The organism is Elusimicrobiota bacterium (assembly GCA_016722575.1).
Taxonomy (GTDB): domain Bacteria; phylum Elusimicrobiota; class Elusimicrobia; order FEN-1173; family FEN-1173; genus JADKIY01.
This window is the reverse complement of sequence record JADKIY010000002.1, coordinates 817,297-839,862: the sequence shown is the minus strand read 5'-3', so window position 1 is coordinate 839,862 and position 22,566 is coordinate 817,297. Positions and strand designations below refer to the sequence as shown.

Genomic DNA, 22,566 nt, shown 5'->3' with positions numbered 1-22,566 from the left:
TTCCAATTTTTCCGCCCGTTCTTTTAACAGCAGTTTCGCGGCCAGGTGCATTTCGAACGTTCAACCCATTGGTGCATTTGTCCATAAAGTTCATCGTTGGACATGCTTGCAAAATTTATTCGATGCTCTGCCACCTTCTTCATATCCATTAAATTCTCCTGGCCCAACGTGTCAAAATAAGCCGGGCAGCCACTTCAAACGACGGCGGATCGGAGCAACGACGATACTCGACAGAAAAACGAACCCACCGGCGCTACGAGCCACCCGTGACTGCCTCGGCTTGATTGCCTTGTTGGGCAAGCGAAATGTTGTTGGTCTTTTTTGTTTTGCGCTCGACGAACGTTTTGTACTTGTCAGTTAAAACATAAATGTATTCACACATCGCGGTAGCGAAGTCAAGAAGATCCTTAGCATCTTCCTTGGATGTCTCTACTTCCGTGGCATGAGCACCGAGATTCCTTTCTTTTCTCAAGACCTCTGCCCAATCATAGAGCCTCCGATCGATAACTTGCTTTTCTAACAGCAATTTCAAACCCTGATTCAAATTCCGTTCCCCCGATTTCTCAACGCAAATCGCCTCCATGGTTTTTCCGCACATTACGGCACAGGCATCGTAAACCTTCGCAAGGAAACACTTGCGAGCATTCACAAGTGAACGTCGAGCAATGTCAGGAACTGAGAGATCAATATCGCGGTGAGGGTTTGGCCAGACCCTGGACGCAATGCTCCACTCATAATCCTCTAATGTAACCTGAAACAATTCCGAAACACCAACCATTACAGAATGGCAAACGGGACATTCAAGGAAAGAATAGCGATATGGGAGTTCACCCTCTACATCAAACTTCTTTTCCGCAAGAACTTTCCCGTCAACCTTCGATTCACAATCCTGGCACTCGATTATCATATCTTCACCATTATATTGCCCAACGAACGAGTTCAGCCGCGCCGCCGGTTGGTGGCGGCGTCGGCTGCAACGACTTGTTAGGTGCTATTTAGCTAGCTTATCGTATTCACTTCGACTCAAACGATATCCCCGTATTTTACCGGTTTGGATATTTAACTCAGTTACATAAAACCGAAGGAATATTAATTGATGCCCGTGATAAAGACGAATAATTTCCTGCTCTGGGCCTTGGCTTAGTTTTCCAAGCCATGCATAGTCTGCATAAGTCCATAGGATATGCCGTTTCTTAGTTTTAGAATCTGTATATGCAACTTCGTGAGAAAAAGCAGCGCCAAAGAATTTTCTCATCCCACTGGTGTATGGTCGAGATTCCTCTATGATTTCCCCCGCTTTAAACCCGTTAATCGTAATAGGCAAAGGCTGATCCAGGCTGTCTTTAATTGAATCTACCCATCGAAAAAGGGTAACACCTCTCTCTGCGTCTGAAACTAAGCGCCGGGGATAGTGGAAAGTACTGCAGGCTGATAAAATTATAATCAGTGATAAAGTTAAAATATTCTTCATACGAGCACCTAACGATTAAGCTCAGCCGGGCTGGAACGCCGCAAGGGGGCGTGGAGGCCTCGGCTGGAGCGACTTGTTAGGCGCAAATAGACATCCCACTAATCATGCATGTCTTTTTTCTGCCTTGGAGAACCTTCAGGCAATTCTTGCGAATTTGAGTTATTTGGATTTAGGTGCCACTCAATTTCTTCAAGTAACTCTACGATCTTATCGATTTTCCAATACCACAACACAATGGCACGTGAAATAAGAAAAATAAAAATGATGACCGCCAGGGCGATGACAATGCCCAACAGGTTCTCCATTGGTTCCCCCTATTATTACGCCCAACGAATTTAGCTCACCGGCGCGCGCCGTGCGCGCGTCCGGTGCAGCGATTGGTTAGACATAAAGCTACCTAATCTCCATCTTCTGCTGGACATTGATTTGTGCAGGCGCTTGACCTTGAGTTCTGGGGCCACCGAGTGCAGCCCATCCTATTCCTGTAAGCTTACCATCGACAAAAACGTAAGGTGTAAATTCATCGTCTGTAGTTAAATCATCAGGTTGTCTGGCAGAACGGGCATAATAGATGAAATATTCTTTCCCATCCTTGAGATAACGGTCAGGCATTTTACGTGCTTTTCTGGATAGGGTTTGTTGGATAGGTTCAAGGATAGACAAAACTTCTTCTTTTGATGATCCCAGCTGTATCGCAGATGAAACTTGATCGTGCTTACGGATTGCAGCGTCAATGCAGCCGGTGCAAACAAGAAAAGCAAGAACAAGTCCTGACAGTTTGAACATTAGTTCTCCCTTTTAAGATGTCTAACGAAGAAACTAAGCCGCGCCACCGTTTGGTGGTGGCGTCGGCTTGAGTGCCTGGTTGGGCTCGACAGAAACTAATGTTAAGTGGATATCGCCGAAGGTTCCTTTTCGGAGCACCCAGAAAACAGCGGTAATGCCAACGGGAATAAAAGCAATCAGTTGAAATAAAGCCGTAATCAGCGGGATTAGTTCCTTGGTCCCACGCATTTCGAGGCCAGCGACAATGGGTTTATAAATAACCAATCCTAAGATGGAAACAATAACCAGTCCTCGCCAAGTAACAGCCCACCAAATACGGGTTGCAATCCCAAAAGTGACAGGGAGAGTCTCTTTAAGATCGGAATTCATATCGCCTCCTATGCCCAACCTTTTAATTAGATTCCATTAAATCTGCCTAGTAATCATATCATAAGACAGTAAACGTTTATATTTACAGAATAACAATATTTTGCCATTATGGGGGTGGACATCAATGTTGGTGTAAAAAGGCCGGTCATTCCATGGATAAAATCGCCCTTTCGCTTATCAATCCCCACCCGGCACAACCGGCCACTCCTGGCCAACCGCCCAAACTATTGGATCAACTGAAAACCGAAATTCGCCTTCGCCACTACTCCATCCGCACGGAACAGTCCTACGTGGATTGGGTCAAACGCTACGAATTTTTCCATGGAAAAAAGCATCCCAAAGACATGGGCGAAGGGGAAATCCGCGCCTTCCTGAGCCACTTGGCCATTGAGAAACACGTTTCGGCCAGCACCCAAAACCAGGCCTTGAACGCCCTGGTCTTTCTTTACAAGCACGTCCTCAAGATCAACCTGGGGGACTTCGGCCAATTCGCCCGGGCCCAGCGGCCCCAGCGCCGGCCCCTGGTGTTGAGCCGCGAAGAGGTCTCCCGCTTGCTCAACAGTCTGGACGGGCCCGCGCGGATCATGGCGGAGCTCCTTTACGGCACGGGCATGCGGTTGATGGAAGGCCTTCGCCTGCGGGTGAAGGACGTGGATTTCGGGATGAACCAAATCATCGTCCGCGACGGAAAGGGGGGGAAAGACCGGGTGACGGTGTTGCCCGCCAAGCTTCGGCCCCTCCTGGAGCGCCACCTGGCCTGGGTGAAAGCTCTGCACGAGCAGGACTTGGCCGCGGGATTCGGCCGCGTCTATTTGCCCCAGGCCCTGGCGGAGAAATACCCCAACGCCGAACGGGAATGGTGCTGGCAATACGTTTTCCCCGCCAAATCCCGAAGCTTGGATCCCCGGAGCGGCGCAGAGCGTCGGCACCATTGGCACGAAACGGGCCTGCAAAAGGCCGTGAGCGCCGCCGTGCGAAAGGCCGGCATTGATAAGCCCGCCTCGGTCCATACCCTTCGCCACAGTTTCGCCACGCACCTCTTGCAGGGCGGCTACGACATCCGCACCGTGCAGGAATTGCTGGGCCACAAGTCGGTCACCACCACCATGATCTACACCCACGTTTTGAACCAAGGCACCGCCGTTCGGAGCCCCTTGGACCAGCTGTGAAAAAGGCGGACGCCCCCTTCATGCGGGCGGCCCTTCTGGAGGCGCGTCGGGCTTACAAGGCCGAGGAAGTGCCCGTGGGCGCCGTCGTGGTGCAGGACGGGAAGATCCTGGCCCGGGGCCGGAACCGCATTCGCGGCCGCCGGGACCCGACGGCCCACGCGGAGATCCTGGCCCTGCGGGCGGCGGGGGAGAAGCTCAAACGGGAGCGGCTGATCGAGGCCGTGCTTTACACCACCTTGGAACCCTGCGCCATGTGCGCCGGGGCCCTGGTGCTGGCGCGGGTCAAGCGCGTGGTCTTCGGCGCCCACGACCCCAAGGCGGGGGCGGGCGGGTCCGTCATGGATTTGTTGCGCCATCCGAAATTGAACCATCGGATGGAGGTTTCGGGGGGATTGTTGGCGGGGACGTCCCGCCGTTTGTTGCGGCAATTTTTCAAGGCACGGAGGCCAAAATGATTTCGGATCAACGATCGCACAACCGCGTGAGCTTTTTCGTCGGGGGGGACATCTACAAGGAAAGCGAAGGGGAAAAGATCGGCCGCGTCATCATCCGCGACATCAGCTACGGCGGCCTCTGCATCGAAACCCTGGAGCCCTGGGATTCCGGGCAGACGGCTTATTTGGATTTTGAGATCGCCGGCCGCTTCGCCTTCCGCCGGGTGCCGGTGGTGGTGGCCCGAAGCACCAAAAACGGCGGAAGCTACGTGACGGGACTCAACTTCCACCGGGGCGAGGACCGCCGCAAAGTGCGCCACGCCCTCACCTTCACCATCGAAAGCTCCAGCTGACCGCCCTTTTTCGACGGGAAAAGAGGGTATAATAAGAAGGGTGGTTGAGCGGGGCGCGTTGTGCCCGAAATATTTGAGGATCTGGAACTTGCACAGGATGCCGCTAGGTATCGTCCCAGTTTGTGGAATGGGACTGTGCAAGTGCCTGGGGCGGCGCGATAGGCGCCGAATTGGGTTTTTAGCACTTGCGCATAGCGCGAGTGCGTGCGGCGGTGCGGATACGCACCGTGCCTGTTTGTGGAAAGGCGCGGGCACATAGTGCCCGAAGTGAGTTCATAGCACTTGCGCATAGCGCGAGTGCGTGCGGCGGGCACATAGTGCCCGAATTCCCGCACGGGGGTGAACAGGGCTCGACGGAGATGCTGGAGGCCCTGGTCGCAGGTCGAAGTCGCTCGAGCTTCGTTAAAAAACGGGCACCAACACACAAGCGAACACTGAGTTCGCCCTCGCGGCCTAACACGCCGTGACGTTCGTCCCTTGACGCCGGCTGGAGGGAACGGACGTCATTAGCCGGCTGGCCGTCTCCCGCGCGTTTCGTCGGGAACGGTGAGACAACAACGGAGCTGGCGCTTGGGTGGTTCTGTCTAGGGACAACCCTTGCGCGAGATCAAACCTAGGCTAAGCCTGTAGTGACCGGGTTGACACATCCTCGGACGCGGGTTCGATTCCCGCCACCTCCACCAATCGAAGGGAAAGGCCCGACCGCCAACGCGGTCGGGCCTTTTTCGTTGGCGCGGCGCCCCGGCGGCCCCCCGCGTTCAGTAAAATGAAGCGGTCGGGCCTGTAACCTTTCCACCGCGGCCCGCGTATATATATTGACAGCGAGGGCTTTCCATCATTCAGAATCGGGACCAACTGGAGCGGGAACTTCGACAGGGTCTTTCCCTCGCGCTGAAGGGCGACGGCCCGGCCTACGGGGCCTTTCTGGCCGTCGTGGCCCGCCTGGTGCGGGGCTACTTGATGAAATCCCGTTCCCGGGCCATCCCCGTGGAAACCGTGGAGGATTTGGTTCAGGACGTGTTGGTGGCCGTCCACCGGAAAAAACATCTTTACGATCCGTCCCAGCCGGCCTTGCCCTGGATTTTCGCCATCGCCCGCTACCGGTTGATCGACCACGCCCGGGCGCTCTCGGCCCGACCGCCGGCGACGACCCTGGAGGACATTCCCGAAAGCGCCCTGGCGGGCGACGAGGTGTTGGACCGGGGGCTGGAAGTGGAGGAGCTGTTGGAAGGCCTGACGGAGAACCAGCGGCGGGCCGTGATCCTGGCCAAATTGGAGGGACGGCCCCTGGCCGAGGTGGGCGCCCGGCTGGGCCTTTCCCTGTCCGCGGTCAAAGTGACGATCCACCGGGCCCTCGGGGCCCTGCGCCGAAAGGCGAAAAAGGACGACGATGCAAACCCATGAGTTGATTCAGGATCTTTCGGCCCAATCGTTCCCCGCTCCGGACGTCCGGCGCTGGGCCCTGGCCGTTTGGATCGGCGGGACCGGCCTCGTCCTGGCCCTGTCCCTGGCGCTCCTTCCCTTTCGGCAGGACCTTCACGTGCGAATGGCGGACGGGGCCTACCGGGCCCAGACGGTGCTCAGTTTCTTCGCCTTTTTTGTGGCCAGCGCGGTGGCCTACCGCAGTTCCTTCCCCGCGCGGCTGACCCGCCGGGACATCCTTTGGGGGTGGGTGCCGCCGCTTTTGTTGTTGGCCCTGGTGCTTTACCGTCTGACGCCCTCCGCCTTCGCCGCGGAATTCGCGGGGGAACTGACCTATCGCCGGGGCGGCTGCGGCGTGGTCATTTTTTCCATCGGTTTGCTGGAATCCGGCCTGCTCCTGTTTTTGGCCCGGCGGGGCGCTCCCACCCGGTTGGGCCTTACGGCCGCCTGGATCGCCGTGGCGGCGGGCGGGCTGGGATTGTTCGTTACCCAATTTTTCGTGTGCTATCTGGAAAACGCCTTCCACCTCCTGTTGTGGCATTTCGCTCCGGTGTTCCTGTTGATCGGGATTCTCCCCCGTTGGGGAAACCGCTGGCTGCGGTGGTGACCCGATGAAAATCGCCATTGTCGGTTCCGGCATTTCGGGCCTGGTGTGCGCCCATTATTTGTCCCGGCGGCACGAGGTGCGGGTGTTCGAGGCCGGGGACTACGTCGGCGGACACACGAACACGATCGCCCTTCACCGCGCGTCGGGCGACCACCGGGTGGACACGGGGTTCATCGTGTTCAACGACTGGACCTACCCCCACTTTATCCGGTTGATCCAGGAGCTGGGGGTGGAATCCCAGCCGTCCTCCATGAGCTTCAGCGTGCACGTGGAATCCACGGGGCTGGAATACAACGGCACGGACTTGAACCGCCTGTTCATCCAGCGGCGCAATCTATTCCGCCCGTCGTTTTACGGCATGATTCGGGACATCGTGCGCTTCAACCGCGAGGCGCCGACGCTCCTGGACCGCCCGGGGGAGGAAATCACCCTCGGGCAATACCTGTCTCAAGGGGGATACTCCCGGGAATTCGTCAATCATTACATCGTGCCCATGGGGGCGGCGGTCTGGTCCTCCAGCGTGGAGAAAATGCGGAGTTTTCCCGCCCGGTGCTTCATCCAATTTTTCAAGAACCACGGCATGTTGTCGGTGAACGACCGCCCCCAGTGGCGGGTGATCCGGGGCGGGTCCCGGACGTACGTGGAGGCGATCACGGCCCGGCTCAAAAACCCGGTGGAACTCAACACCCCCGTGACCGCGGTGCGGCGGACCCCCCAGGGCGTGGTCGTGACGACCGGCGGCCCGGCCGGCGAGCGGTCGGAGGAATTCGACCACGTGATTCTGGCGTCCCATTCGGACCAGTCGCTCCAGGTCCTGACCGACCCGACGCACCGGGAAAAGGAAATCCTGTCGGTCTTCGGCTACCAGGAAAACCGCACGACCCTTCACACGGACACGGCGGTTCTGCCCGAGCTCCGCGCCGCCTGGGCCAGTTGGAACTACCGGGTGCCCGCCCGGGCCCAGGGCCGGGTGGCCGTGACCTACGACATGAACGTTCTTCAGACGATCCAGTCCCCCGAGACTTTTTGCGTGTCGCTCAACATGGACGATCGACTGGCCCCGGCGTCGGTGATCAGGAAGATCCTTTACCACCATCCGGTCTTCACCACGGCGGCGGTGGCCGCCCAAAAGCGCTGGGCGGAAATCAGCGGCCCCGATTTGCGCACCCACTACGCGGGAGCCTATTGGGGCTACGGTTTTCACGAAGACGGCGTCAAAAGCGGCCTTCGGGTGTGCGAGAGCCTCGGCATCGTACCATGATCCAAAGCGCCCTTTACCACGGCCGGGTGCGCCACCGGCGGTTTGAGCCCGTGGGCAACGAATTCGCCTATTCGGTTTTCTATTTCTATCTGGATCTGGCGGAAATACCGTCGCTCTTCCGGCTCCCCGGTCTTTTTTCCTTCAACCGCCGGGGGCTCTTCGCTTTTCACCGGGCGGATTATTTGGGCGACCCGGCCCGGCCCCTGGACGCGGAAGTGCGGGACCGGGTGGAAAAAGAAACCGGGCGGCGTCCCGCGGGGCCCATCCGGCTTTTGACCCAAATTCGAACCTTCGGCCACTGCTTTAACCCCGTGAGCTTCTATTACTGCTTCGACGCGGCGGGCGCCCGGGTGGACTTCGTCGTCGCGGAGATCACCAACACGCCCTGGAAGGAGCGCCACGCCTACGTTCTCCGGTGCTCGGGGGCGGAGGGGACCCAGCAATTCGAGTTCGACAAGGCCTTTCACGTGTCGCCGTTCATGGACATGGCCCAGCGCTACCGGTGGAACTTCAGCGCGCCCGGGCCGGACCTGTTCGTCCACATGGACAACGTGCCCTTGGGCGGCGCCGACCGGATGTTCGACGCGACGCTCCGGCTGAAGCGGACGCCCTGGAGCCCCGGGGCCGTGGCCGCCTCCCTGCTTTTTTACCCGGCGTCGACGCTCAAGACGGTTTTGATGATCCATTGGCAGGCGATGCGGTTGTGGCTGAAGCGGGCTCCTTTTTTTCCCCACCCCGCCGGAGTAAAACCATGAACGAAGGTTTGTTGGAGCGGCCCCGGGTGGAAAGCCGGGGATTCGGGGTCGGCGCCCTGGACCGTTGGCTGGGCCGGGTGTTGGCCGGGAAACTGGAAGGGCTTCGCCGGGGCCGATTGGAATTGGTCGACGAGGCGGCCGGGACTTCCCGGGTCTTTGGCGAAGCGGCGGACCGGGCCTTCGCCCAGGCGCGGCTCACGGTCCGGCGTCCCCGTTTCTACGCCCGGGCGCTTTTGGGCGGCAGCGTGGGGGCGGGGGAGAGTTACGCCGAAGGCGATTGGACGGCGGACGATTTGACCGCCTTGATTCGCATTTTCGTGGCGAACCGCGAGGCCTTGAACGCCCTGGACAGCGGCTGGGGCGCGGTGCGACGGCCCCTGGAGCGGGCGCTTCACCGCCTGCGCCGCAATTCCATCGAAGGGTCCCGGGAAAACATCCGGGCCCACTACGACCTGGGCGACGACTTTTTCGCCCAGTTCCTGGACGAGACCTGGATGTATAGTTGCGGCATATTCCCCCGGGAGGACAGCACGCTTCTGGAGGCCTCCACCGAGAAGAACGACCGGATTTGCCGGAAGCTCCGGCTCGCGCCCGCTGACCACCTGTTGGAAATCGGCACCGGCTGGGGCGGGTTCGCCCTCCACGCCGCGCGGAATTACGGCTGCCGCGTGACCACCACGACCATCTCGACGGCCCAGCACGACCGGGCGCGGGCGCGGATCAAGGCCGCCGGGCTTGAGGGGAAAATCACCCTGCTCAAGGAGGACTACCGCCACCTTCGGGGACAATACGACAAGCTGGTGTCCATCGAAATGATCGAGGCCGTGGGATTGGACAACCTGGAGGTTTATTTCAAAACCTGCTCGGACCGCCTCAAACCCGACGGGAGCATGTTGTTGCAATCCATCCTGATCCGCGATCAATACTACGACGCGGCCCGGAACGCCGTGGACTTCATTCAAAAGCACATCTTCCCGGGCTCCGGCATTCCCAGCGTGTCGGCCATCGCCGGCGCCGTGGCCCGGCGGACCGATCTGTTTTTGGCCCACCAGGAGGACCTGACCCCCCACTACGCCCGGACGCTGGAGGCCTGGAGCGACCGCCTCGCGGCCAATCGGGAAAAGGTGCTGGCCCTGGGTTATCCGGAAACCCTCTACCGCCTTTGGCAATTTTATTTCGGCTACTGCGAGGGCGGGTTTCAGGAAAAAAGCATCGGCGTGGGGCAATTTCTTTTCACCAAGCCCGATTTCCGCGGCGCGGCGCTCCTGGGGGACCTTTGACGCCGGGACTTTGGATGAGCGCAATTTTAATCTGGGCGGTTTTCAGCCTCTTGTGGCTTCAACAGCGGCGAACCCAAAACGCCACCGCCGTGGACGCCGCCTGGGCCCTGGGCATCGGCCTGCAAACGGCCTTTTTGGCCTGGAGCTCGGGTGGATTGCCCCTTCGTCGGGTTGTGATCGCCGGCCTGGTGGGGATCTGGTCCCTCCGACTGGCGGGGTATCTGTATTTCAATCGAGTCCGCACGGGCGTCGAGGACGGCCGCTACGCCCGTTTCCGACGGGAATGGAACCCGGCGGTCTTTTACCTTTTTTACATGGTCCAGGGACTTCTGGTTTTTCTTCTCCCTCTCACCTTTCGGGCCGCTCTGGGAAGCGGGGCCCCTTTTCCGTCGCGGTGGGACGCCGTCGGCCTCGGGCTTTGGGCGGTGGCGCTCCTCGGGGAATCCCTGGCCGATCGCCAGTTGGCGCGGTTCCGGGCGGACCCGGCCAACCGGGGCAAAACCTGTCGGGTCGGGCTGTGGCGGACCTCCCGCCATCCCAATTACTTTTTTGAATGGCTTCTTTGGTGCGCCTACGTCCCGATGTCTCTCGGGGCCCCGGGCGGGGCGTGGTCCCTGGCGGGGCCCCTCCTTTTGCTGGTCCTGCTGACCAAAGTCTCCGGCATTCCGCCGACGGAGGCCCAGGCCTTGGTTTCCCGGGGGGACGATTACCGGGACTACCAACGGACCACCAGCGCCTTCGTCCCCTGGTTTCCCCGCACGGGGGCCCGCCCATGATCGCCGCCCTGATCAACGCCATGGAGCGGGGCTGGTTGCCCGATGCCGTCGTTCGCGCGGGCATTCGCCGCCTTTGCCGCCAACGGCTGGACGCCCTGGGCGCCCGGCCCGCCGACGCCGAGGAACGCTACGCCGAGGACCTTCGCCGCGGACCTCTGGCGGTTCACACCGTTGACGCCAACCGCCAGCACTACGAATTGCCCCCGGCGTTTTTCGGCCTCGTGTTGGGCCGCCACCGGAAATACAGTTCGGGCTACTGGCCCGCCGCGAACACGACCCTGGACGAATCCGAGGAGGCCGCGCTGTCGGAAACCGCGGCCCGGGCCGAATTGATGGACGGGCAGAAAATCCTGGAACTCGGCTGCGGCTGGGGCTCCTTGAGCCTCTTTATGGCGGAACGGTTCCCCCGGGCCCAAATTCTGTCTTTGTCCAATTCGGCGCCCCAGCGGGAGTTCATCGAAGAGGCGGCCCGCTCCCGGGGATTGACGAATTTGCGGGTGATCACCCGCAACATCGCGGACGTGGCGGATTTGGAAAAGGAGTATCCTCTCTTTGATCGAATCGTCAGCGTGGAAATGTTCGAACACTTAAAGAATTACGAGACTCTCTTTGAGCGGCTCTCGCGTTGGATGACGCCCGCGGGCAAGCTCTTCGTCCACGTGTTCACCCATCGGGCGTTCTCCTACCCCTTCGAGGCCGAGGGGGAGGACAACTGGATGGGGCGGTATTTTTTCACGGGCGGCCAAATGCCCGGCCACGGCCTACTGCCCCGCTTCCAAAAACATTTGACGCTGGAAAAGGATTGGCGGTGGGACGGCACCCACTACGCCCGGACCTCCGAGGCGTGGCTCGACAACCTGGACGCCCACCGGCGGGAAATCCGTCCCATTCTGGAAAATGTCTACGGGCGCGCGGCGCGGGACCGGTGGTTCCAACGCTGGCGGATTTTCTTTATGGCCTGCGCCGAACTGTTCGGTTACCAAAACGGCGCCCAATGGGGCGTGGGCCATTACCGGTTCAAAAACGGGGGCCGGGGATGAAACGATTCCTCCTTTCGGCGTTGGCCTTGGCGGCGATCGCCTCGCCCGCGTCGGCGGACCGGCGCGTGGAGAAAATGAACATCCCCGAGGAGCACCGCATGGGAGAACAAACCCTGCGCCTCCAGGGCACGGGAATCGGCAAGGCGACGTTTCTGGGGCTCAAGGTGTTTGTGGCCGCCCTATACACGGAGTCGCCCCTTCGTTCGGCCCAATCGCTTCGGGAGGCCGCGGGCCCCCTTCGAATGGATTTCACGTTTCTCCGTCGGGTGGACGCCCACAACAACGCCCGGGCCTGGGACTACCATTTCCGGGAATTCAACGATCGTCCCTACGCGGAAAGCGCCCGGGATTTGGCGGTTTTTAAACAATCCCTGGGCGCCCTCCATCGCGGCACGGTCCAAAGCTTTGAATTAACGGGCGACCAAACGCGTTTTTACGAGGGCGGCGTTCTGAAGTGCGTGATTCCCGGCAAGGGATTTCAGCGGTCCTTTCTTTCCATATGGGCCAGCGATAAACGGGAGCAGCGGAATTTACAAAAAGGCTTGTTGGGAGTCCTCTAGCATGATTCGATCGTTGCGCGCGCTGTTCGGCGGAATTTTTCTGTTCATGGTTTGGGTCACGGTGGCGGCCAGCTTGAAGCGGCCGCTGTGGGAAGCTTGGCCCGGCCTGTCGGCGGAGCCCTGGGCCCTGGCGACCCTCGCCGACGCTTATGGCGGGTTCCTGACGTTTTACGCCTGGGTGTTTTACAAGGAAGTGTCCTGGGCGAAGCGGGTGCTTTGGTTTGCGCTCATCATGGCCGGGGGGAACATCACGATGTCCCTTTACGTGCTCATCGAGACCTTCCGCTTGCCGGTCGAGGCGCGCCCGGCGGACCTGTTGCTTCGCCGTGGATCCTAAAGTCCTCGCGGAGGGGTGGTTTCGCCGGCGGGTGTTGCGCCCGCTCCTTGAACAGCTTCGCCAGGGGGCGACGCCCGAAGGGCTCGCGGCCAGTTGCGCCGTGGGCGTGGTGATCGGGGTCAATCCGATTTTGGGATCGACGACGGTCCTCTGCCTCGCCGCCGGGGCCCTGGGGCGTTTGAACCACGTGGCCCTCCAATTGGCGAACCATTTGGTGTATCCCTTGGAATTGATTTTGTTGCCGGGGTTCGTGCGTTTGGGGGAATGGGTTTTCCGATTGGATCCGGTGCCCTTGAACCCGATCACGCTCGTCCAGGAATTTTTGACCGGGCCGGTGGTGTTTCTTCGAAAATTCGGCGGGTCGGGTTTGGCCGGGATCGCGGTGTGGCTGGTCCTGGGAGTCCCCGCCGGGTTTTTGGGCGCTCGAATTCTAAAAACGGTTTTTCGGCATTTGGCGGAGCGCAAAGGACGTGAATCGAATGGAAAGACCGAATAATTTAAATACGCCGCCGCCGGGAGGTTACCGGGGGAGGGCGAATCTGGCGGCCTTCGGGGCCGTCCACCTGGTCGCCCTGGCGGCGCTCTGGGGCCCGGTGACAAAAACGGCCTTGGTCTTGGCCGCCGCTTCTTTTCTCCTTCGCAAATTCGGAATCACCGCCGGATATCACCGGTATTTTTCCCACCGGTCCTACAAAACGAGCCGGTTCTTCCAGTTCGTCCTGGCTTGGCTGGGGGCCTCGGCTTCCCAAAAGGGCCCGCTATGGTGGGCGGCCCATCACCGGGTTCACCACCAAGAGTCCGACGGGGTCCGGGACATTCACTCCGCCGTCCGGGACGGATTTTGGTGGGCCCACGTCGGCTGGGTTCTGGACTCCAAATACGACGAGACCAATTGGCGCGTCATTCCCGATTTCGCCCGCTACCCGGAATTGCGCTGGCTGAACGCGCATTTTTTAGTACCGCCGATTCTTTGGGCGGCGGCGTGTTTGGTCCTCGGTGGGGTGCCCGGCCTGCTGTGGGGGTTCTTCGTCGCCACGACCGTCCTGTGGCATTCCACGTTTCTGATCAATTCCGCCTGTCACCTGTTCGGGCGGCGTCGTTTCCCCACCCGCGACACCAGCCGCAACAGCGGCCTGCTGGCCTTGATCACCTTGGGGGAGGGTTGGCACAACAACCACCACTATTACCCGTCATCGGTCAATCAAGGCTTCTACTGGTGGGAATTCGACGTGACTTTTTATCTGTTGCGGGCTCTGAAGGCATTGGGCGTGGTGTGGGATCTCCGGCGTCCGCCCGCCCGCGTCCTGGCCCGGGGGCGGGGGAAGATTGGTTTTCCCGCCGTCGTTGTCCCGGTCGTTCGAGCGACCGCGCTTGTTTTGGCTCTTCTGGTTTTGCCCGGCGCTGAAGCGGGGGCGCGGATTCGTCCCGTCGCCAAGCAAGTCGAATTCGTCCGGACTCCTTCCTTCAATGCCGCGGTCGGACCTTTTCGGGCTTCCCGTTGAAGGTCCGAGGGTAAGAATTCCATCGTGGAAAAAACCTACTTGAACATGATCCGCCGGATGGCCGACGGGGGACCGTCCGAGTGGAGCGTTTATATTGTGCGGTGCGTGGACGGTTCGTTTTACACGGGGGTGGCCAAGGACGTGGAACGGCGTCTGGGCCAGCACAACGCGGGGAAAGGCGCCGCCTACACCCGGTCCCGGCGGCCGGTCGACCTTCGTTTTCGGGAAGACGGCCTTACCCGGTCCCAGGCCCTGGTTCGGGAAGCCCAAATTAAATCCTGGGACCGGCCCCAAAAGGAAAAATTCCTCAAAACCGCGGGGAGCCAAAAGAAAAAGCCCTCACGGCGTCGGCGGCGGGTCCTCCCGGCGGGCCAGTAGGCGGGGCGCCACGGTCGGCGGAGCCGGCGCTTCGAGACCGCGCGACGGCATTGGTCCTTTCGGCCTCGGCCCCGCCGCCGGGATCGGCAGCCAGGCCGGCATCGTTCGCTGAAGGGGCGCGGACCGCCGGGAAGCCTCGGCCAAAATATCGGCGGCCTCTTCCGACGCCGCGCGCACGGGAATAAATTTATCCCGGCGGGCCAGGGGCACCAGCGCCGTGCTCTCCCGGCGCCCTCCTCGAAAGACGCAACGCACCAGGTAATTTTGGTCCCGCCGGTCGCCCCGTTGATCGAAAAGCAGGTTCCCCAGGCTGTAAACAATCAACCCGCCGTTGTATTCCTCCAGACCCTGAAAGACGTGGGGGTGGTGGCCCAACACCACGTCGGCGCCCGCGTCGATGATCCGCCGGGCCAGCCGTTGCTGCCGGTCGGTGGGCCGATCGGCGTATTCGATGCCCCAGTGAAGGGACACGACCAGCACGTCCACCCGGGAGCGCCAGCGCGCGATGTCCTCCAAAATCCAGGCCGGACGAAGACCCGACACGCCGGCCCGATCGCGATCGGCGAACACCCGGGGCGAATGGGCGTCGGCGTAGGCCAGGAAGCCGAAGCGGATCCCCCGGCGTTCAAGGACGCGCAGGGCCCGGGCGTCCGTGGCGTCGGCGCCGACCCCCGCCCAGGCCACGCCGGCGGCGGTCAGGGCGTTTGTCGTGTGGGCGATGGCTTCGGGACCGTAGTCCATGCCGTGGTTGTTGGCCATGGACACAAGGGTAAAACCGGATTCCTTTAAGGCCGCGGCGGTGCCGGTGGATCCCAGAAAATTAAAGGGTTTTTCCGGGAAAGCGGGGGAGAGCCCGGCGGGTCCCAAAGGCGATTCCAGGTTGGCGAAAAAAATGTCCCGGGGCCCGGCCAGCCCCCGAAGGCCTTCGAACAAGGCGGGAAGGCCCCGCCGTCCGGCGAGGACGCCGATGTGCCGGGCGACCATGACGTCGCCGCCCGCCAACAGAACGACGGAGGGCGCCGCGGGGGGACGGTCCGCCCGGTCCAATAAATAAAGCGGGGTCGCGGCCAGGGAAAGGCCGCTCACCAATAAGAATCGACCAACGGCCGACCATCGCGTGCGGCGGACCATAAAAAGGGGGAGAAGGAGGAAGCCCTTCAAGGATGTCCCCCCATTTCCGGGCTGTCAACACGGACGCGCCGGGTCTGTTACAATGGGATCCACGCCCCGGAGGCGACACTTTCCACCCCCCCCGCGGCGTCCAACAGCCATGGCGAACCCCATCGACGACACCCTTCGCCGCGAAGAATGGGCCCTGGTCCAGGAGGTTCTGGGCGGGACGCCCGATTCCTTTGAGCCCCTGGTGCGCCGCCACGAAGCCCGGGTTCGGTCCCTGTGCGTGGCCCTCCTTCAGGACGCCGCCGAGGCCGAGGACGCCGCCCAAGAGGCGTTTCTGAAAGCCTACCGAGCCCTGGGCCGGTTCCGGAACGAATCGTCTTTTTCCACCTGGCTCCACCGAATCGCCCACAACCATTGCTTGGACGTTATTAAGTCCCGAAAACGTCGGCCCGCCGAATCCCTGGACGCGCTGTTGGAAAAAGGGGATGGAATTCTGGCCGGGCGGACCGACGGATCCCCCGCCCCCGGTCGGGCGTTGGACGTTCATCAACTTCTCAAAAATTTATCCCCCGACTACCGGACCGTCCTCGTTTTGCGGGAGGTCCAGGGGTTCGATTACGGCGAAATCGCCCGAATCATGCGCGTCACCGTGGATTCGGTGAAGGCCCGACTGCGGCGAGCGCGCCAAACCCTGCTGGAATCGACGCGACACGTCGACGCCCCCGGCGTCGTCCAACGTTTGGAGACCCAAAATGAGCCATGACGCGCTGAAAAATCTGTTGGCCCTTTACCTGGACGAGGCGGCCTCGCCCGCCGAAGCCGCGCGGGTGGAGTCCCACCTCGCGGCCTGCGACGAATGCCGCGCTTTTCGGGACGGCTGGTCCCGTTTGCGTCCCGCGCTGGCCGCGGCCCGATCGGCGCCCGCGCCGGCTTTTGCCGCCCGGGTCATGGCCCGCGTGCGGGCCGAGCCCGCGCCCCGGGCGGGACTGGGCGTCTGGGTCGCTGCTCGGATTGGGGGTCTGTTCCGCCCCCAATGGGTGTGGCCCGTGGGAGCGGCGGCCGCGGCCCTGGCCGTGATGGTTTTGGCGCCGGTCCGGCCGCCCGCGCCGGTGTCCCTGGACACCGCGCAATTCGTGGCGGAGCTGTTGCCGACGGTGGACGAGACGGACGGCGGGACGGACGACGTCGCCAACGATATCGAAACGTATTTTCTATAAGGGGGGAACGGTCATGAAACGAATTCAAAACGCACGTTGGTTGTCCTTGGCGCTCGGGGCGCTGGTCTTGGCCGGGTCGTCCCTTCGGGCCGAACCGTCGGAAAATTCGGGCCCGCGCGGCGGACCCCGCGGGGAAATGGGGGGCGGGACGGGGGGAGATCGGGAACGGCCCTTTGAGAAAATCAAAGCCGAACTGGGACTGACCGATGAGCAAGCCGCCAAACTTCGGGAGCACCGCCAGGCCCATCGCCAGGCGGGCCTGGCCCTTTGGCAGGACGCCCGCGCCAAACGGGAAGCCCTCAGGGCCGAGCTGGAAAAGCCGAACTTCGATGAGAACAAAGTGAAGTCGCTCCAGGCCTCGGCCCGGGCGGCCCAGGAGAAATTGCAGGACCATCGGCTCCAGGGCATCATCGATGTGAAGAAAATTCTGACGCCCGAGCAGTTCGCCAAGTTCCAGACCATCATGAAGGAAAAACGGGGTCAATGGGGCAATCGCCGGGGCGGCGGATTTCAAGGGTCCCGCGGCGCCGGCGGACGCCGGGGCGGCGGCCGGTTCGGGGGCCGGTCCGGGAATCAAGGAGAACAGGGGGGGGCGGGGCCCAGTGAGGAGTCCGGTCCGGACCAGGGCGGCGGTCCCGGTCAGCCGGGCGGCGAAGAGTATTGAGGCGCGCACGGCCCCGGCGAGTCCCGCCGGGGCCGTCGTGTTTTGGGGGCGGTTCTTGAACGAAGGAGACCCTTGGTGAGAAGCGGCGGCGTTCGGACGGCGGCGGGCTTGGGAGCGATCCTTCTTATTGGATCGGCGGCCCGCGCCGCCGATCCCCTGACCTGGGACGACGCGGTCCGGCGGGCGGCGGCGCGGAACCCGGAGCTGGCCGCCGCGCGGGCGGGCGAAGACGCCGCCCGGGCCCGGCGCGCCTCCAGCGTCAACGGGTTTCTGCCCTCGGTCGCCCTGTCCCAGCGGCTCTCCCGATCGGACGGCGCGGCGAAAACCTGGAGCGCCTCCGGGGACGCTTCGTGGGATCTCTACAACGGCGGCGCCTGGGCCGGGTACGGCGCGGCCGACGCGGCCCTTCGCGAAGCCCAATTTCAGCGTCGATTGGTTTCCGCCGACCTCCGCCTGGATCTGTTCACCGCCTACGCCGGACTGCTGTTCGCCCAACGCCAAATCGGCGTGGCCCGGAAAATTCGCGATCTCCGAAGCGACAACGCCCAGATGGTCGACCTCAAATACCGGTCGGGCCGCGAATACAAGGGAAACCGCCTTCGGGCCGCCGCCGAACTGGCTCAGGCCGAAGCCGACTTGGCCCAGGCGCAACGGGATTTGTCGTCGGCCCAAAGCGCCTTGGGTCGACGCCTGGGGGACGAGGCGTTTGAGGCCTGGACGGCGACGGGGTCGTTGGCGGTCCCCTCCGCGTCGGTCCGCCCCGATTGGAACGCCTTGATCGCGGACCACCCCCGCGTTCGATTGGCCGAGTCCGGCGTCGACGCCGCCCGGGCCGCCCACCAAAAAGCCCGGAGCGCCCTCGCGCCCACCTTGAGCGTGGGCTACAGTCGGCGCTACGACGGCCCCGACTTTTTTCCGGACACGCCCCACTGGAGCGCCTCGGGGCTTGTGAGTTGGCCGATTTTCGGCAAGGGGTTGACGGGCGCTTTTTTTGACGCGGTCGCCGCCCGGCGCGATTGGAAGGCCCGGGAAGAGAACCTTCGGGCCGCCCGCTTCGAACTTCGCCGGTCCCTGGAAAGCGCCTGGTCCGATTGGGCCGCCCGCGCGGACCGGGTGGCGGTGCAGAATCAATTTTTAGCGGCCATTGAACAACAAAACAGCGAGGCGTCCCTTCGCTACGCCTCGGGCCTCATGAGCTTTGAAAACTGGGAGCAGGTCGTGACCGATCTGGTGAACATCGAACGCAGCGCCCTTCAGGCGGAACGGGACGCGGCGGTGGCCGAGGCGGCCTGGCGGAACGCCCGGGGCGTCCCCTTGGAGGACCAATGAAGAAGAAAAGAATTTTGATCATCGCCGGCCTTTTGGCCGCGGGCGCCGGAATTTACGTCGCCGCCCGCCGCGGCGGTTCGACCCCGGCGGAGGCCACGACCCAACGGGTGGTCCAGGCCCACCGGGGTCCCATCGAACTCACCGTGGACGCCACGGGGGTCGTTTCGCCTTTGAACCGCGTGGAGATCAAGCCGCCCATTGCGGGCCGCATCGAGGACATCCGGGTGGCGGAGGGCAGCCGCGTGGACAAAGCCCAGGTGTTGGCTTGGATGAGCACCACCGACCGGGCCGCCATTTTGGACGCCGCCCGGGCCCAGGGCCCGGAGGCGCTTAAACGATGGGACGACGTCTACAAACCCACGCCGATCGCGGCGCCCCTGGCGGGGGAAATCATTTTGAAAAACATCGTCGTGGGACAGACGGTGGACCAAAGCTCCGTGCTCTTCGCCCTCTCGGACCGGCTCATCGTCCTGGCCCAGGTGGACGAGGTGGACATCGGCCGCGTGACCGAAGGGCTTCCCGCCCGCATGACTCTGGACGCCTACCCCAATTTGTCCATCCCCGGGAAGGTGTTCAATATTTTGCACGAGGGGAAAAACGTCTCCAACGTCATCACCTACGGGGTCAAAGTGTCGCCGGAAAAAACGCCGCCCTTTTTCCGCTCCCAAATGACGGCCACCGTCAGCTTTGTCCTGCAGCGCAAGGAATCGGCTTTGCTGGTGCCGGCGGCGGCCGTTCAAGATCGGAACGGCGTCAAGCGGGTGTTGATCCCCGGGGCCGACGGAAAACCGGCGACCCGGGACGTGACCACCGGGCTTGAAAACGGCGAAAGCGTTGAAATTTTGACGGGCCTGAACGAGGGGGATTCCGTCCTCGTGGTTCGCAAAAAGTACACCCCGCAGAAAGGCGAATCGTCGAGCCCCCTCGTCCTATCGCCGGGGCGCCGGTCGGGAGCGTCGTCGGCGCGGTCCGGGAGCGCCCGCTGACCGCCTTCCCGCTCATCGAGCTCCACGACATCCGGCGGTGCTACCGCATGGACGGCGAGGAACTGGAGGTGTTGAAAAGCCTCAACCTCACCATTCAGGAAGGCGAATTTGTGGCCATCATGGGGCCCTCGGGGTCGGGCAAATCCACGCTCCTCCAAATCCTGGGCCTCTTGGACCGCCCCACCACCGGCACGTATAAACTGTTGGGCCGGGACGTGTCGCGTTTGACGGACGACGAGGGGGCCGCGCTTCGCTCCCAGACCATCGGTTTTATTTTCCAGATGTTTAATTTGCTGCCCCGCACCTCGGCCCTGGCCAACGTGGAACTGCCGATGATTTACGCCAACGCGCCCCGGCGGGAGGAACGCGCCCGGGAACTGTTGACCTCGGTGGGTCTGGGGGACCGCCTGGACCACCGGCCCAATCAATTGTCGGGCGGACAGCAACAGCGGGTGGCCATCGCCCGGGCCCTGGCCAACCGACCCCGCCTGATCTTCGCCGACGAACCCACGGGCAATCTGGCCTCGGACCAGGCGGAGGAAATCCTGGCCCAATTGGACCGTCTCCACGCCGCGGGGATTTCCATCGTCATGGTCACCCACGAACCGGACATCGCCGCCCACGCCACCCGGATCCTTCGCTTGAAAGATGGGCGGATCGTCGGGGACGAACGCGCCCCCGCCGCCGGTCGGCCCGTCGCCGCTCCGGCGCCGCCGGCCGAAAAAGCCGCGGGGGCTCCCGCCGGCGCCGCGGGCCAGTGGCTCACGGGGTTTCGGGAATTTTCGCTCTCGGCCCTGCGGGCCGTGGTGGCCAACAAGGTGCGGAGCGTCCTGTCCATGCTGGGGATTCTGATCGGCGTGGCCGCCGTGATCGCCATGCTGGCCTTGGGCCGGGGCGCCCAGAAAGCCGTGGAAGCGCGATTGTCCAGCCTGGGGTCCAATTTGATCATGCTCATGCCGGGGGCCCCGTCCTCGGGCGGGGTGCGGGGCGAGGCGGGGAGCGCCACCCGCCTGACCATCGAGGACGTGAAGGCGATCGCCAAGGTCAATCCCCACGTGTTGCGGGTGGACGGAAACGTGAACGGATCGGTGCAGGTGGTGGCCGGGGACCAAAACGCCAGCACCCAGCTCACGGGCGCCACCCCGCTTTACGCGCCCATGCGCGCGGCCGCGCCTTATTACGGGCGGTTTTTTACGGACGTCGACGACGAGGCGGAGTCCCGGGTGGTCCTCTTGGGGCAAACGGTGGTGAACAACTTGTTCGGGCGGGAAGACCCCGTGGACAAAACGATCAAGATCAACCGGGTCAATTTCCGGGTGATCGGCGTTTTGCCGGCCAAGGGCGCGGGGGGGTTTCGGGACCAGGACGACATGGTGTTGGTGCCCCTCCGAACGGCGATGAACCGCGTCCTGGGGAAAAAATATTTGAATTCCATCGCCATCGAATGCGATTCGGCCGACGGCATGCCCGGGGTGATGGACGACGTGAAGGCCCTCATGCGAAAACGCCACCGCCTGCCCGCCCACAAGGACGACGATTTTGCCCTGCGAAACATGGCCGACATCCAACAGGCCCTGGCCGGAACCACCCAGACCTTCACCCTCTTGCTCGGGATCGTCGCGGCGATTTCGCTTTTGGTCGGCGGCATCGGCATCATGAACATCATGCTGGTGTCGGTCACCGAGCGGACCCGGGAGATCGGCCTTCGGAAGGCGGTGGGCGCCGCCCAATGGATGGTGCTCTCCCAGTTTTTGATCGAATCGGCCGTGCTCTCGACCCTCGGCGGGCTGATCGGCATCGCCCTGGGCGGGGGCATTTCCTTCGCCATGTCCCGGGCGGCGGGGTGGGCCGCGGAAGTGACGTGGCCCTCGGTGGCGCTGGCGTTCTTTTTTTCCGTCGGCGTCGGCATCGTCTTCGGTTTCTGGCCCGCCCGCAAAGCCTCCCGCCTCTCCCCCATCGAAGCCCTGCGCTACGAGTGATCCGTCGTCTGGTGCCGGCCATTCGAAATTCCTATAATCGGGTCCCATGATTTCTTCTTCCACCCCCCCGCGCGCGCTCCTGATCGTCTTGGCCCTGGCCGCGGCCGGTTGCCGCCGGGACGAAATTTCAATTTACACCGTGCCCAAGGAATCCGACGGACCGGGCGCCGCGGTCACGGCCCCCGTGGCCGCTCCGCTCCCCGCCCCGACCGCCGGAACCCCCGCGATGGCCTTGCCCCCGGGCCACCCGGACATATCCAGTTCCCCCGGCATGGACATGGGCGGCGCCCAGGCGGCGGGCATCGCCCCGAGCGCCGGGCCCGAAAATCGCGTGACCTGGAAAACCCCCCGGGGCTGGATCGAAAAACCCGGTTCCGGTTTTCGGTACGCCACCTTCGTTGTTCCCGGCCCCGGCGGTCGCGTCGGCGACCTGTCGGTGACCGTGTTGGACGGCGACGCGGGCGGCCTCTTGTCCAACGTCAACCGGTGGCGGGACCAAATCGGCCTGCCCGCCCTCGCGGAGCCCGAACTGGGCGCCCAGACGGAGCGGGCGACCTTGGGCGGCCGCCCCATGACCGTGGTCAATTTCGTGAGCGCCGAACCCATGATCGACGGCAAATTCAAGAAGCGCCTCCGGGCCGCCTTGTGCACGTCCGACGGCCGCACGTGGTTTTTTAAGTTGACCGGCGACGACGCCTTGGTCGCCGGGGCCGACAAGGATTTCCGGGCCTTTTTGGCCACCCTGAAGGGCCTGTGAAAAAAAACAAGAAGG

General features: G+C 62.5%; 28 protein-coding genes and 1 other RNA gene. 23 read left to right on the top strand and 6 right to left on the bottom strand.

What is annotated here, in order from left to right; translation table 11 throughout:
- Nucleotides 1-253: 253 nt before the first annotated feature.
- The 5 genes from IPP68_07440 to IPP68_07420 form a co-directional block, all read right to left on the bottom strand.
- The gene (locus tag IPP68_07440; protein MBL0350190.1) at nucleotides 254-907 is read right to left on the bottom strand and encodes a DUF4145 domain-containing protein; all 654 of its coding nucleotides are present in this window, start codon (nucleotides 905-907) and stop codon (nucleotides 254-256) included.
- An 84-nt stretch (nucleotides 908-991) separates the two neighbouring features.
- Nucleotides 992-1,471, bottom strand: coding sequence for a hypothetical protein (locus IPP68_07435; protein MBL0350189.1), 480 nt, complete (start codon nucleotides 1,469-1,471; stop codon nucleotides 992-994).
- Between the two features lie 98 nt (nucleotides 1,472-1,569).
- The gene (locus tag IPP68_07430) at nucleotides 1,570-1,776 is read right to left on the bottom strand and encodes a hypothetical protein (GenBank protein ID MBL0350188.1); all 207 of its coding nucleotides are present in this window, start codon (nucleotides 1,774-1,776) and stop codon (nucleotides 1,570-1,572) included.
- Nucleotides 1,777-1,864: 88 nt separating this feature from the next.
- A complete protein-coding gene (locus IPP68_07425; GenBank protein MBL0350187.1) occupies nucleotides 1,865-2,257 on the bottom strand; it encodes a DUF3192 domain-containing protein in 393 nt (130 codons plus the stop codon).
- A gap of 33 nt (nucleotides 2,258-2,290) precedes the next feature.
- On the bottom strand, nucleotides 2,291-2,626 hold the full coding sequence (locus tag IPP68_07420) for a hypothetical protein (GenBank protein MBL0350186.1): 336 nt from the start codon (nucleotides 2,624-2,626) through the stop codon (nucleotides 2,291-2,293).
- A 152-nt stretch (nucleotides 2,627-2,778) separates the two neighbouring features.
- On the opposite strand from IPP68_07420, the gene IPP68_07415 reads away from it, so the two are divergent.
- The 16 genes from IPP68_07415 (at nucleotide 2,779) to IPP68_07340 (ending at nucleotide 14,500) form a co-directional block, all read left to right on the top strand.
- Complete coding sequence (locus tag IPP68_07415; GenBank protein MBL0350185.1) at nucleotides 2,779-3,795, top strand: integron integrase; 1,017 nt, start codon at nucleotides 2,779-2,781, stop codon at nucleotides 3,793-3,795.
- A 20-nt stretch (nucleotides 3,796-3,815) separates the two neighbouring features.
- Complete coding sequence (gene tadA, locus IPP68_07410) at nucleotides 3,816-4,250, top strand: tRNA adenosine(34) deaminase TadA (protein MBL0350184.1); 435 nt, start codon at nucleotides 3,816-3,818, stop codon at nucleotides 4,248-4,250.
- Complete coding sequence (locus tag IPP68_07405) at nucleotides 4,247-4,582, top strand: PilZ domain-containing protein (GenBank protein ID MBL0350183.1); 336 nt, start codon at nucleotides 4,247-4,249, stop codon at nucleotides 4,580-4,582. The genes tadA and IPP68_07405 overlap by 4 nt, the downstream gene beginning before the upstream one ends.
- A gap of 335 nt (nucleotides 4,583-4,917) precedes the next feature.
- Nucleotides 4,918-5,265, top strand: a transfer-messenger RNA (tmRNA) gene (gene ssrA / locus IPP68_07400).
- 250 nt (nucleotides 5,266-5,515) lie between these two features.
- Nucleotides 5,516-5,986 carry a sigma-70 family RNA polymerase sigma factor gene (locus IPP68_07395; GenBank protein MBL0350182.1) on the top strand — a complete coding sequence of 157 codons (471 nt, stop codon included), beginning with the start codon at nucleotides 5,516-5,518 and terminating at the stop codon, nucleotides 5,984-5,986.
- Nucleotides 5,973-6,611 carry a DUF1109 family protein gene (locus IPP68_07390; protein MBL0350181.1) on the top strand — a complete coding sequence of 213 codons (639 nt, stop codon included), beginning with the start codon at nucleotides 5,973-5,975 and terminating at the stop codon, nucleotides 6,609-6,611. The genes IPP68_07395 and IPP68_07390 overlap by 14 nt, the downstream gene beginning before the upstream one ends.
- A 4-nt stretch (nucleotides 6,612-6,615) precedes the next feature.
- Complete coding sequence (locus IPP68_07385; protein ID MBL0350180.1) at nucleotides 6,616-7,872, top strand: FAD-dependent oxidoreductase; 1,257 nt, start codon at nucleotides 6,616-6,618, stop codon at nucleotides 7,870-7,872.
- Nucleotides 7,869-8,627, top strand: coding sequence for a DUF1365 domain-containing protein (locus IPP68_07380; protein ID MBL0350179.1), 759 nt, complete (start codon nucleotides 7,869-7,871; stop codon nucleotides 8,625-8,627). Before IPP68_07385 ends, IPP68_07380 begins: the two co-directional genes overlap by 4 nt.
- Nucleotides 8,624-9,907, top strand: a complete 1,284-nt coding sequence (locus IPP68_07375; protein MBL0350178.1) for a class I SAM-dependent methyltransferase — start codon at nucleotides 8,624-8,626, stop codon at nucleotides 9,905-9,907. The genes IPP68_07380 and IPP68_07375 overlap by 4 nt, the downstream gene beginning before the upstream one ends.
- A 14-nt stretch (nucleotides 9,908-9,921) precedes the next feature.
- The gene (locus IPP68_07370; protein MBL0350177.1) at nucleotides 9,922-10,683 is read left to right on the top strand and encodes a DUF1295 domain-containing protein; all 762 of its coding nucleotides are present in this window, start codon (nucleotides 9,922-9,924) and stop codon (nucleotides 10,681-10,683) included.
- On the top strand, nucleotides 10,680-11,723 hold the full coding sequence (locus tag IPP68_07365; protein ID MBL0350176.1) for a class I SAM-dependent methyltransferase: 1,044 nt from the start codon (nucleotides 10,680-10,682) through the stop codon (nucleotides 11,721-11,723). Before IPP68_07370 ends, IPP68_07365 begins: the two co-directional genes overlap by 4 nt.
- Entirely contained in the window at nucleotides 11,720-12,283 is a 564-nt protein-coding gene (locus IPP68_07360; GenBank protein ID MBL0350175.1) for a chalcone isomerase family protein, read from the top strand. Before IPP68_07365 ends, IPP68_07360 begins: the two co-directional genes overlap by 4 nt.
- 1 nt (nucleotide 12,284) lies before the next feature.
- Complete coding sequence (locus tag IPP68_07355) at nucleotides 12,285-12,620, top strand: DUF1475 family protein (protein MBL0350174.1); 336 nt, start codon at nucleotides 12,285-12,287, stop codon at nucleotides 12,618-12,620.
- Nucleotides 12,610-13,116: a DUF2062 domain-containing protein gene (locus IPP68_07350; GenBank protein ID MBL0350173.1), complete on the top strand. Its 507-nt coding sequence runs from the start codon at nucleotides 12,610-12,612 to the stop codon at nucleotides 13,114-13,116. The genes IPP68_07355 and IPP68_07350 overlap by 11 nt, the downstream gene beginning before the upstream one ends.
- A complete protein-coding gene (locus tag IPP68_07345; GenBank protein MBL0350172.1) occupies nucleotides 13,100-14,122 on the top strand; it encodes an acyl-CoA desaturase in 1,023 nt (340 codons plus the stop codon). The genes IPP68_07350 and IPP68_07345 overlap by 17 nt, the downstream gene beginning before the upstream one ends.
- A gap of 57 nt (nucleotides 14,123-14,179) precedes the next feature.
- Nucleotides 14,180-14,500 carry a GIY-YIG nuclease family protein gene (locus IPP68_07340; protein MBL0350171.1) on the top strand — a complete coding sequence of 107 codons (321 nt, stop codon included), beginning with the start codon at nucleotides 14,180-14,182 and terminating at the stop codon, nucleotides 14,498-14,500.
- Here the strand turns inward: IPP68_07340 and IPP68_07335 are convergent.
- Nucleotides 14,462-15,661, bottom strand: a complete 1,200-nt coding sequence (locus IPP68_07335) for a CapA family protein (protein MBL0350170.1) — start codon at nucleotides 15,659-15,661, stop codon at nucleotides 14,462-14,464. The two genes, IPP68_07340 and IPP68_07335, sit on opposite strands and share 39 nt — an antisense overlap.
- Before the next feature lie 109 nt (nucleotides 15,662-15,770).
- On the opposite strand from IPP68_07335, the gene IPP68_07330 reads away from it, so the two are divergent.
- The 7 genes from IPP68_07330 to IPP68_07300 all read left to right on the top strand — a co-directional run bounded on the left by IPP68_07330 (nucleotide 15,771) and on the right by IPP68_07300 (nucleotide 22,551).
- Entirely contained in the window at nucleotides 15,771-16,382 is a 612-nt protein-coding gene (locus IPP68_07330; protein MBL0350169.1) for an RNA polymerase sigma factor, read from the top strand.
- Nucleotides 16,372-16,836, top strand: coding sequence for a zf-HC2 domain-containing protein (locus IPP68_07325; protein MBL0350168.1), 465 nt, complete (start codon nucleotides 16,372-16,374; stop codon nucleotides 16,834-16,836). Before IPP68_07330 ends, IPP68_07325 begins: the two co-directional genes overlap by 11 nt.
- Nucleotides 16,837-16,849: 13 nt before the next feature.
- Complete coding sequence (locus IPP68_07320) at nucleotides 16,850-17,500, top strand: Spy/CpxP family protein refolding chaperone (protein ID MBL0350167.1); 651 nt, start codon at nucleotides 16,850-16,852, stop codon at nucleotides 17,498-17,500.
- Nucleotides 17,501-17,575: 75 nt separating this feature from the next.
- The gene (locus tag IPP68_07315) at nucleotides 17,576-18,829 is read left to right on the top strand and encodes a TolC family protein (protein ID MBL0350166.1); all 1,254 of its coding nucleotides are present in this window, start codon (nucleotides 17,576-17,578) and stop codon (nucleotides 18,827-18,829) included.
- Nucleotides 18,826-19,815 (top strand): efflux RND transporter periplasmic adaptor subunit, encoded by a 990-nt coding sequence (locus tag IPP68_07310; protein MBL0350165.1) that lies wholly within the window; start codon nucleotides 18,826-18,828, stop codon nucleotides 19,813-19,815. The genes IPP68_07315 and IPP68_07310 overlap by 4 nt, the downstream gene beginning before the upstream one ends.
- Nucleotides 19,816-19,862: 47 nt before the next feature.
- Nucleotides 19,863-21,794 carry an ABC transporter permease gene (locus IPP68_07305; protein ID MBL0350164.1) on the top strand — a complete coding sequence of 644 codons (1,932 nt, stop codon included), beginning with the start codon at nucleotides 19,863-19,865 and terminating at the stop codon, nucleotides 21,792-21,794.
- Between the two features lie 46 nt (nucleotides 21,795-21,840).
- Nucleotides 21,841-22,551, top strand: a complete 711-nt coding sequence (locus tag IPP68_07300; protein ID MBL0350163.1) for a hypothetical protein — start codon at nucleotides 21,841-21,843, stop codon at nucleotides 22,549-22,551.
- Nucleotides 22,552-22,566: the final 15 nt, after the last annotated feature.

Excerpts from the sequence above, each read along its gene's own strand:
- tadA (MBL0350184.1), top strand. The coding sequence starts at position 3,816 with ATGCGGGCGGCCCTTCTGGAGGCGCGTCGGGCTTACAAGGCCGAGGAA.
- IPP68_07365 (MBL0350176.1), top strand. The coding sequence starts at position 10,680 with ATGATCGCCGCCCTGATCAACGCCATGGAGCGGGGCTGGTTGCCCGAT.
- IPP68_07380 (MBL0350179.1), top strand. The coding sequence starts at position 7,869 with ATGATCCAAAGCGCCCTTTACCACGGCCGGGTGCGCCACCGGCGGTTT.
- IPP68_07340 (MBL0350171.1), top strand. The coding sequence starts at position 14,180 with ATGGCCGACGGGGGACCGTCCGAGTGGAGCGTTTATATTGTGCGGTGC.
- IPP68_07405 (MBL0350183.1), top strand. The coding sequence starts at position 4,247 with ATGATTTCGGATCAACGATCGCACAACCGCGTGAGCTTTTTCGTCGGG.
- IPP68_07440 (MBL0350190.1), bottom strand. The coding sequence starts at position 907 with ATGATAATCGAGTGCCAGGATTGTGAATCGAAGGTTGACGGGAAAGTT.
- IPP68_07420 (MBL0350186.1), bottom strand. The coding sequence starts at position 2,626 with ATGAATTCCGATCTTAAAGAGACTCTCCCTGTCACTTTTGGGATTGCA.
- IPP68_07375 (MBL0350178.1), top strand. The coding sequence starts at position 8,624 with ATGAACGAAGGTTTGTTGGAGCGGCCCCGGGTGGAAAGCCGGGGATTC.
- IPP68_07355 (MBL0350174.1), top strand. The coding sequence starts at position 12,285 with ATGATTCGATCGTTGCGCGCGCTGTTCGGCGGAATTTTTCTGTTCATG.
- IPP68_07325 (MBL0350168.1), top strand. The coding sequence starts at position 16,372 with ATGAGCCATGACGCGCTGAAAAATCTGTTGGCCCTTTACCTGGACGAG.
- IPP68_07300 (MBL0350163.1), top strand. The coding sequence starts at position 21,841 with ATGATTTCTTCTTCCACCCCCCCGCGCGCGCTCCTGATCGTCTTGGCC.
- IPP68_07320 (MBL0350167.1), top strand. The coding sequence starts at position 16,850 with ATGAAACGAATTCAAAACGCACGTTGGTTGTCCTTGGCGCTCGGGGCG.
- IPP68_07330 (MBL0350169.1), top strand. The coding sequence starts at position 15,771 with ATGGCGAACCCCATCGACGACACCCTTCGCCGCGAAGAATGGGCCCTG.
- IPP68_07430 (MBL0350188.1), bottom strand. The coding sequence starts at position 1,776 with ATGGAGAACCTGTTGGGCATTGTCATCGCCCTGGCGGTCATCATTTTT.
- IPP68_07435 (MBL0350189.1), bottom strand. The coding sequence starts at position 1,471 with ATGAAGAATATTTTAACTTTATCACTGATTATAATTTTATCAGCCTGC.
- IPP68_07360 (MBL0350175.1), top strand. The coding sequence starts at position 11,720 with ATGAAACGATTCCTCCTTTCGGCGTTGGCCTTGGCGGCGATCGCCTCG.
- IPP68_07425 (MBL0350187.1), bottom strand. The coding sequence starts at position 2,257 with ATGTTCAAACTGTCAGGACTTGTTCTTGCTTTTCTTGTTTGCACCGGC.
- IPP68_07390 (MBL0350181.1), top strand. The coding sequence starts at position 5,973 with ATGCAAACCCATGAGTTGATTCAGGATCTTTCGGCCCAATCGTTCCCC.
- IPP68_07385 (MBL0350180.1), top strand. The coding sequence starts at position 6,616 with ATGAAAATCGCCATTGTCGGTTCCGGCATTTCGGGCCTGGTGTGCGCC.
- IPP68_07345 (MBL0350172.1), top strand. The coding sequence starts at position 13,100 with ATGGAAAGACCGAATAATTTAAATACGCCGCCGCCGGGAGGTTACCGG.
- IPP68_07310 (MBL0350165.1), top strand. The coding sequence starts at position 18,826 with ATGAAGAAGAAAAGAATTTTGATCATCGCCGGCCTTTTGGCCGCGGGC.
- IPP68_07415 (MBL0350185.1), top strand. The coding sequence starts at position 2,779 with ATGGATAAAATCGCCCTTTCGCTTATCAATCCCCACCCGGCACAACCG.
- IPP68_07370 (MBL0350177.1), top strand. The coding sequence starts at position 9,922 with ATGAGCGCAATTTTAATCTGGGCGGTTTTCAGCCTCTTGTGGCTTCAA.
- IPP68_07305 (MBL0350164.1), top strand. The coding sequence starts at position 19,863 with ATGGACGGCGAGGAACTGGAGGTGTTGAAAAGCCTCAACCTCACCATT.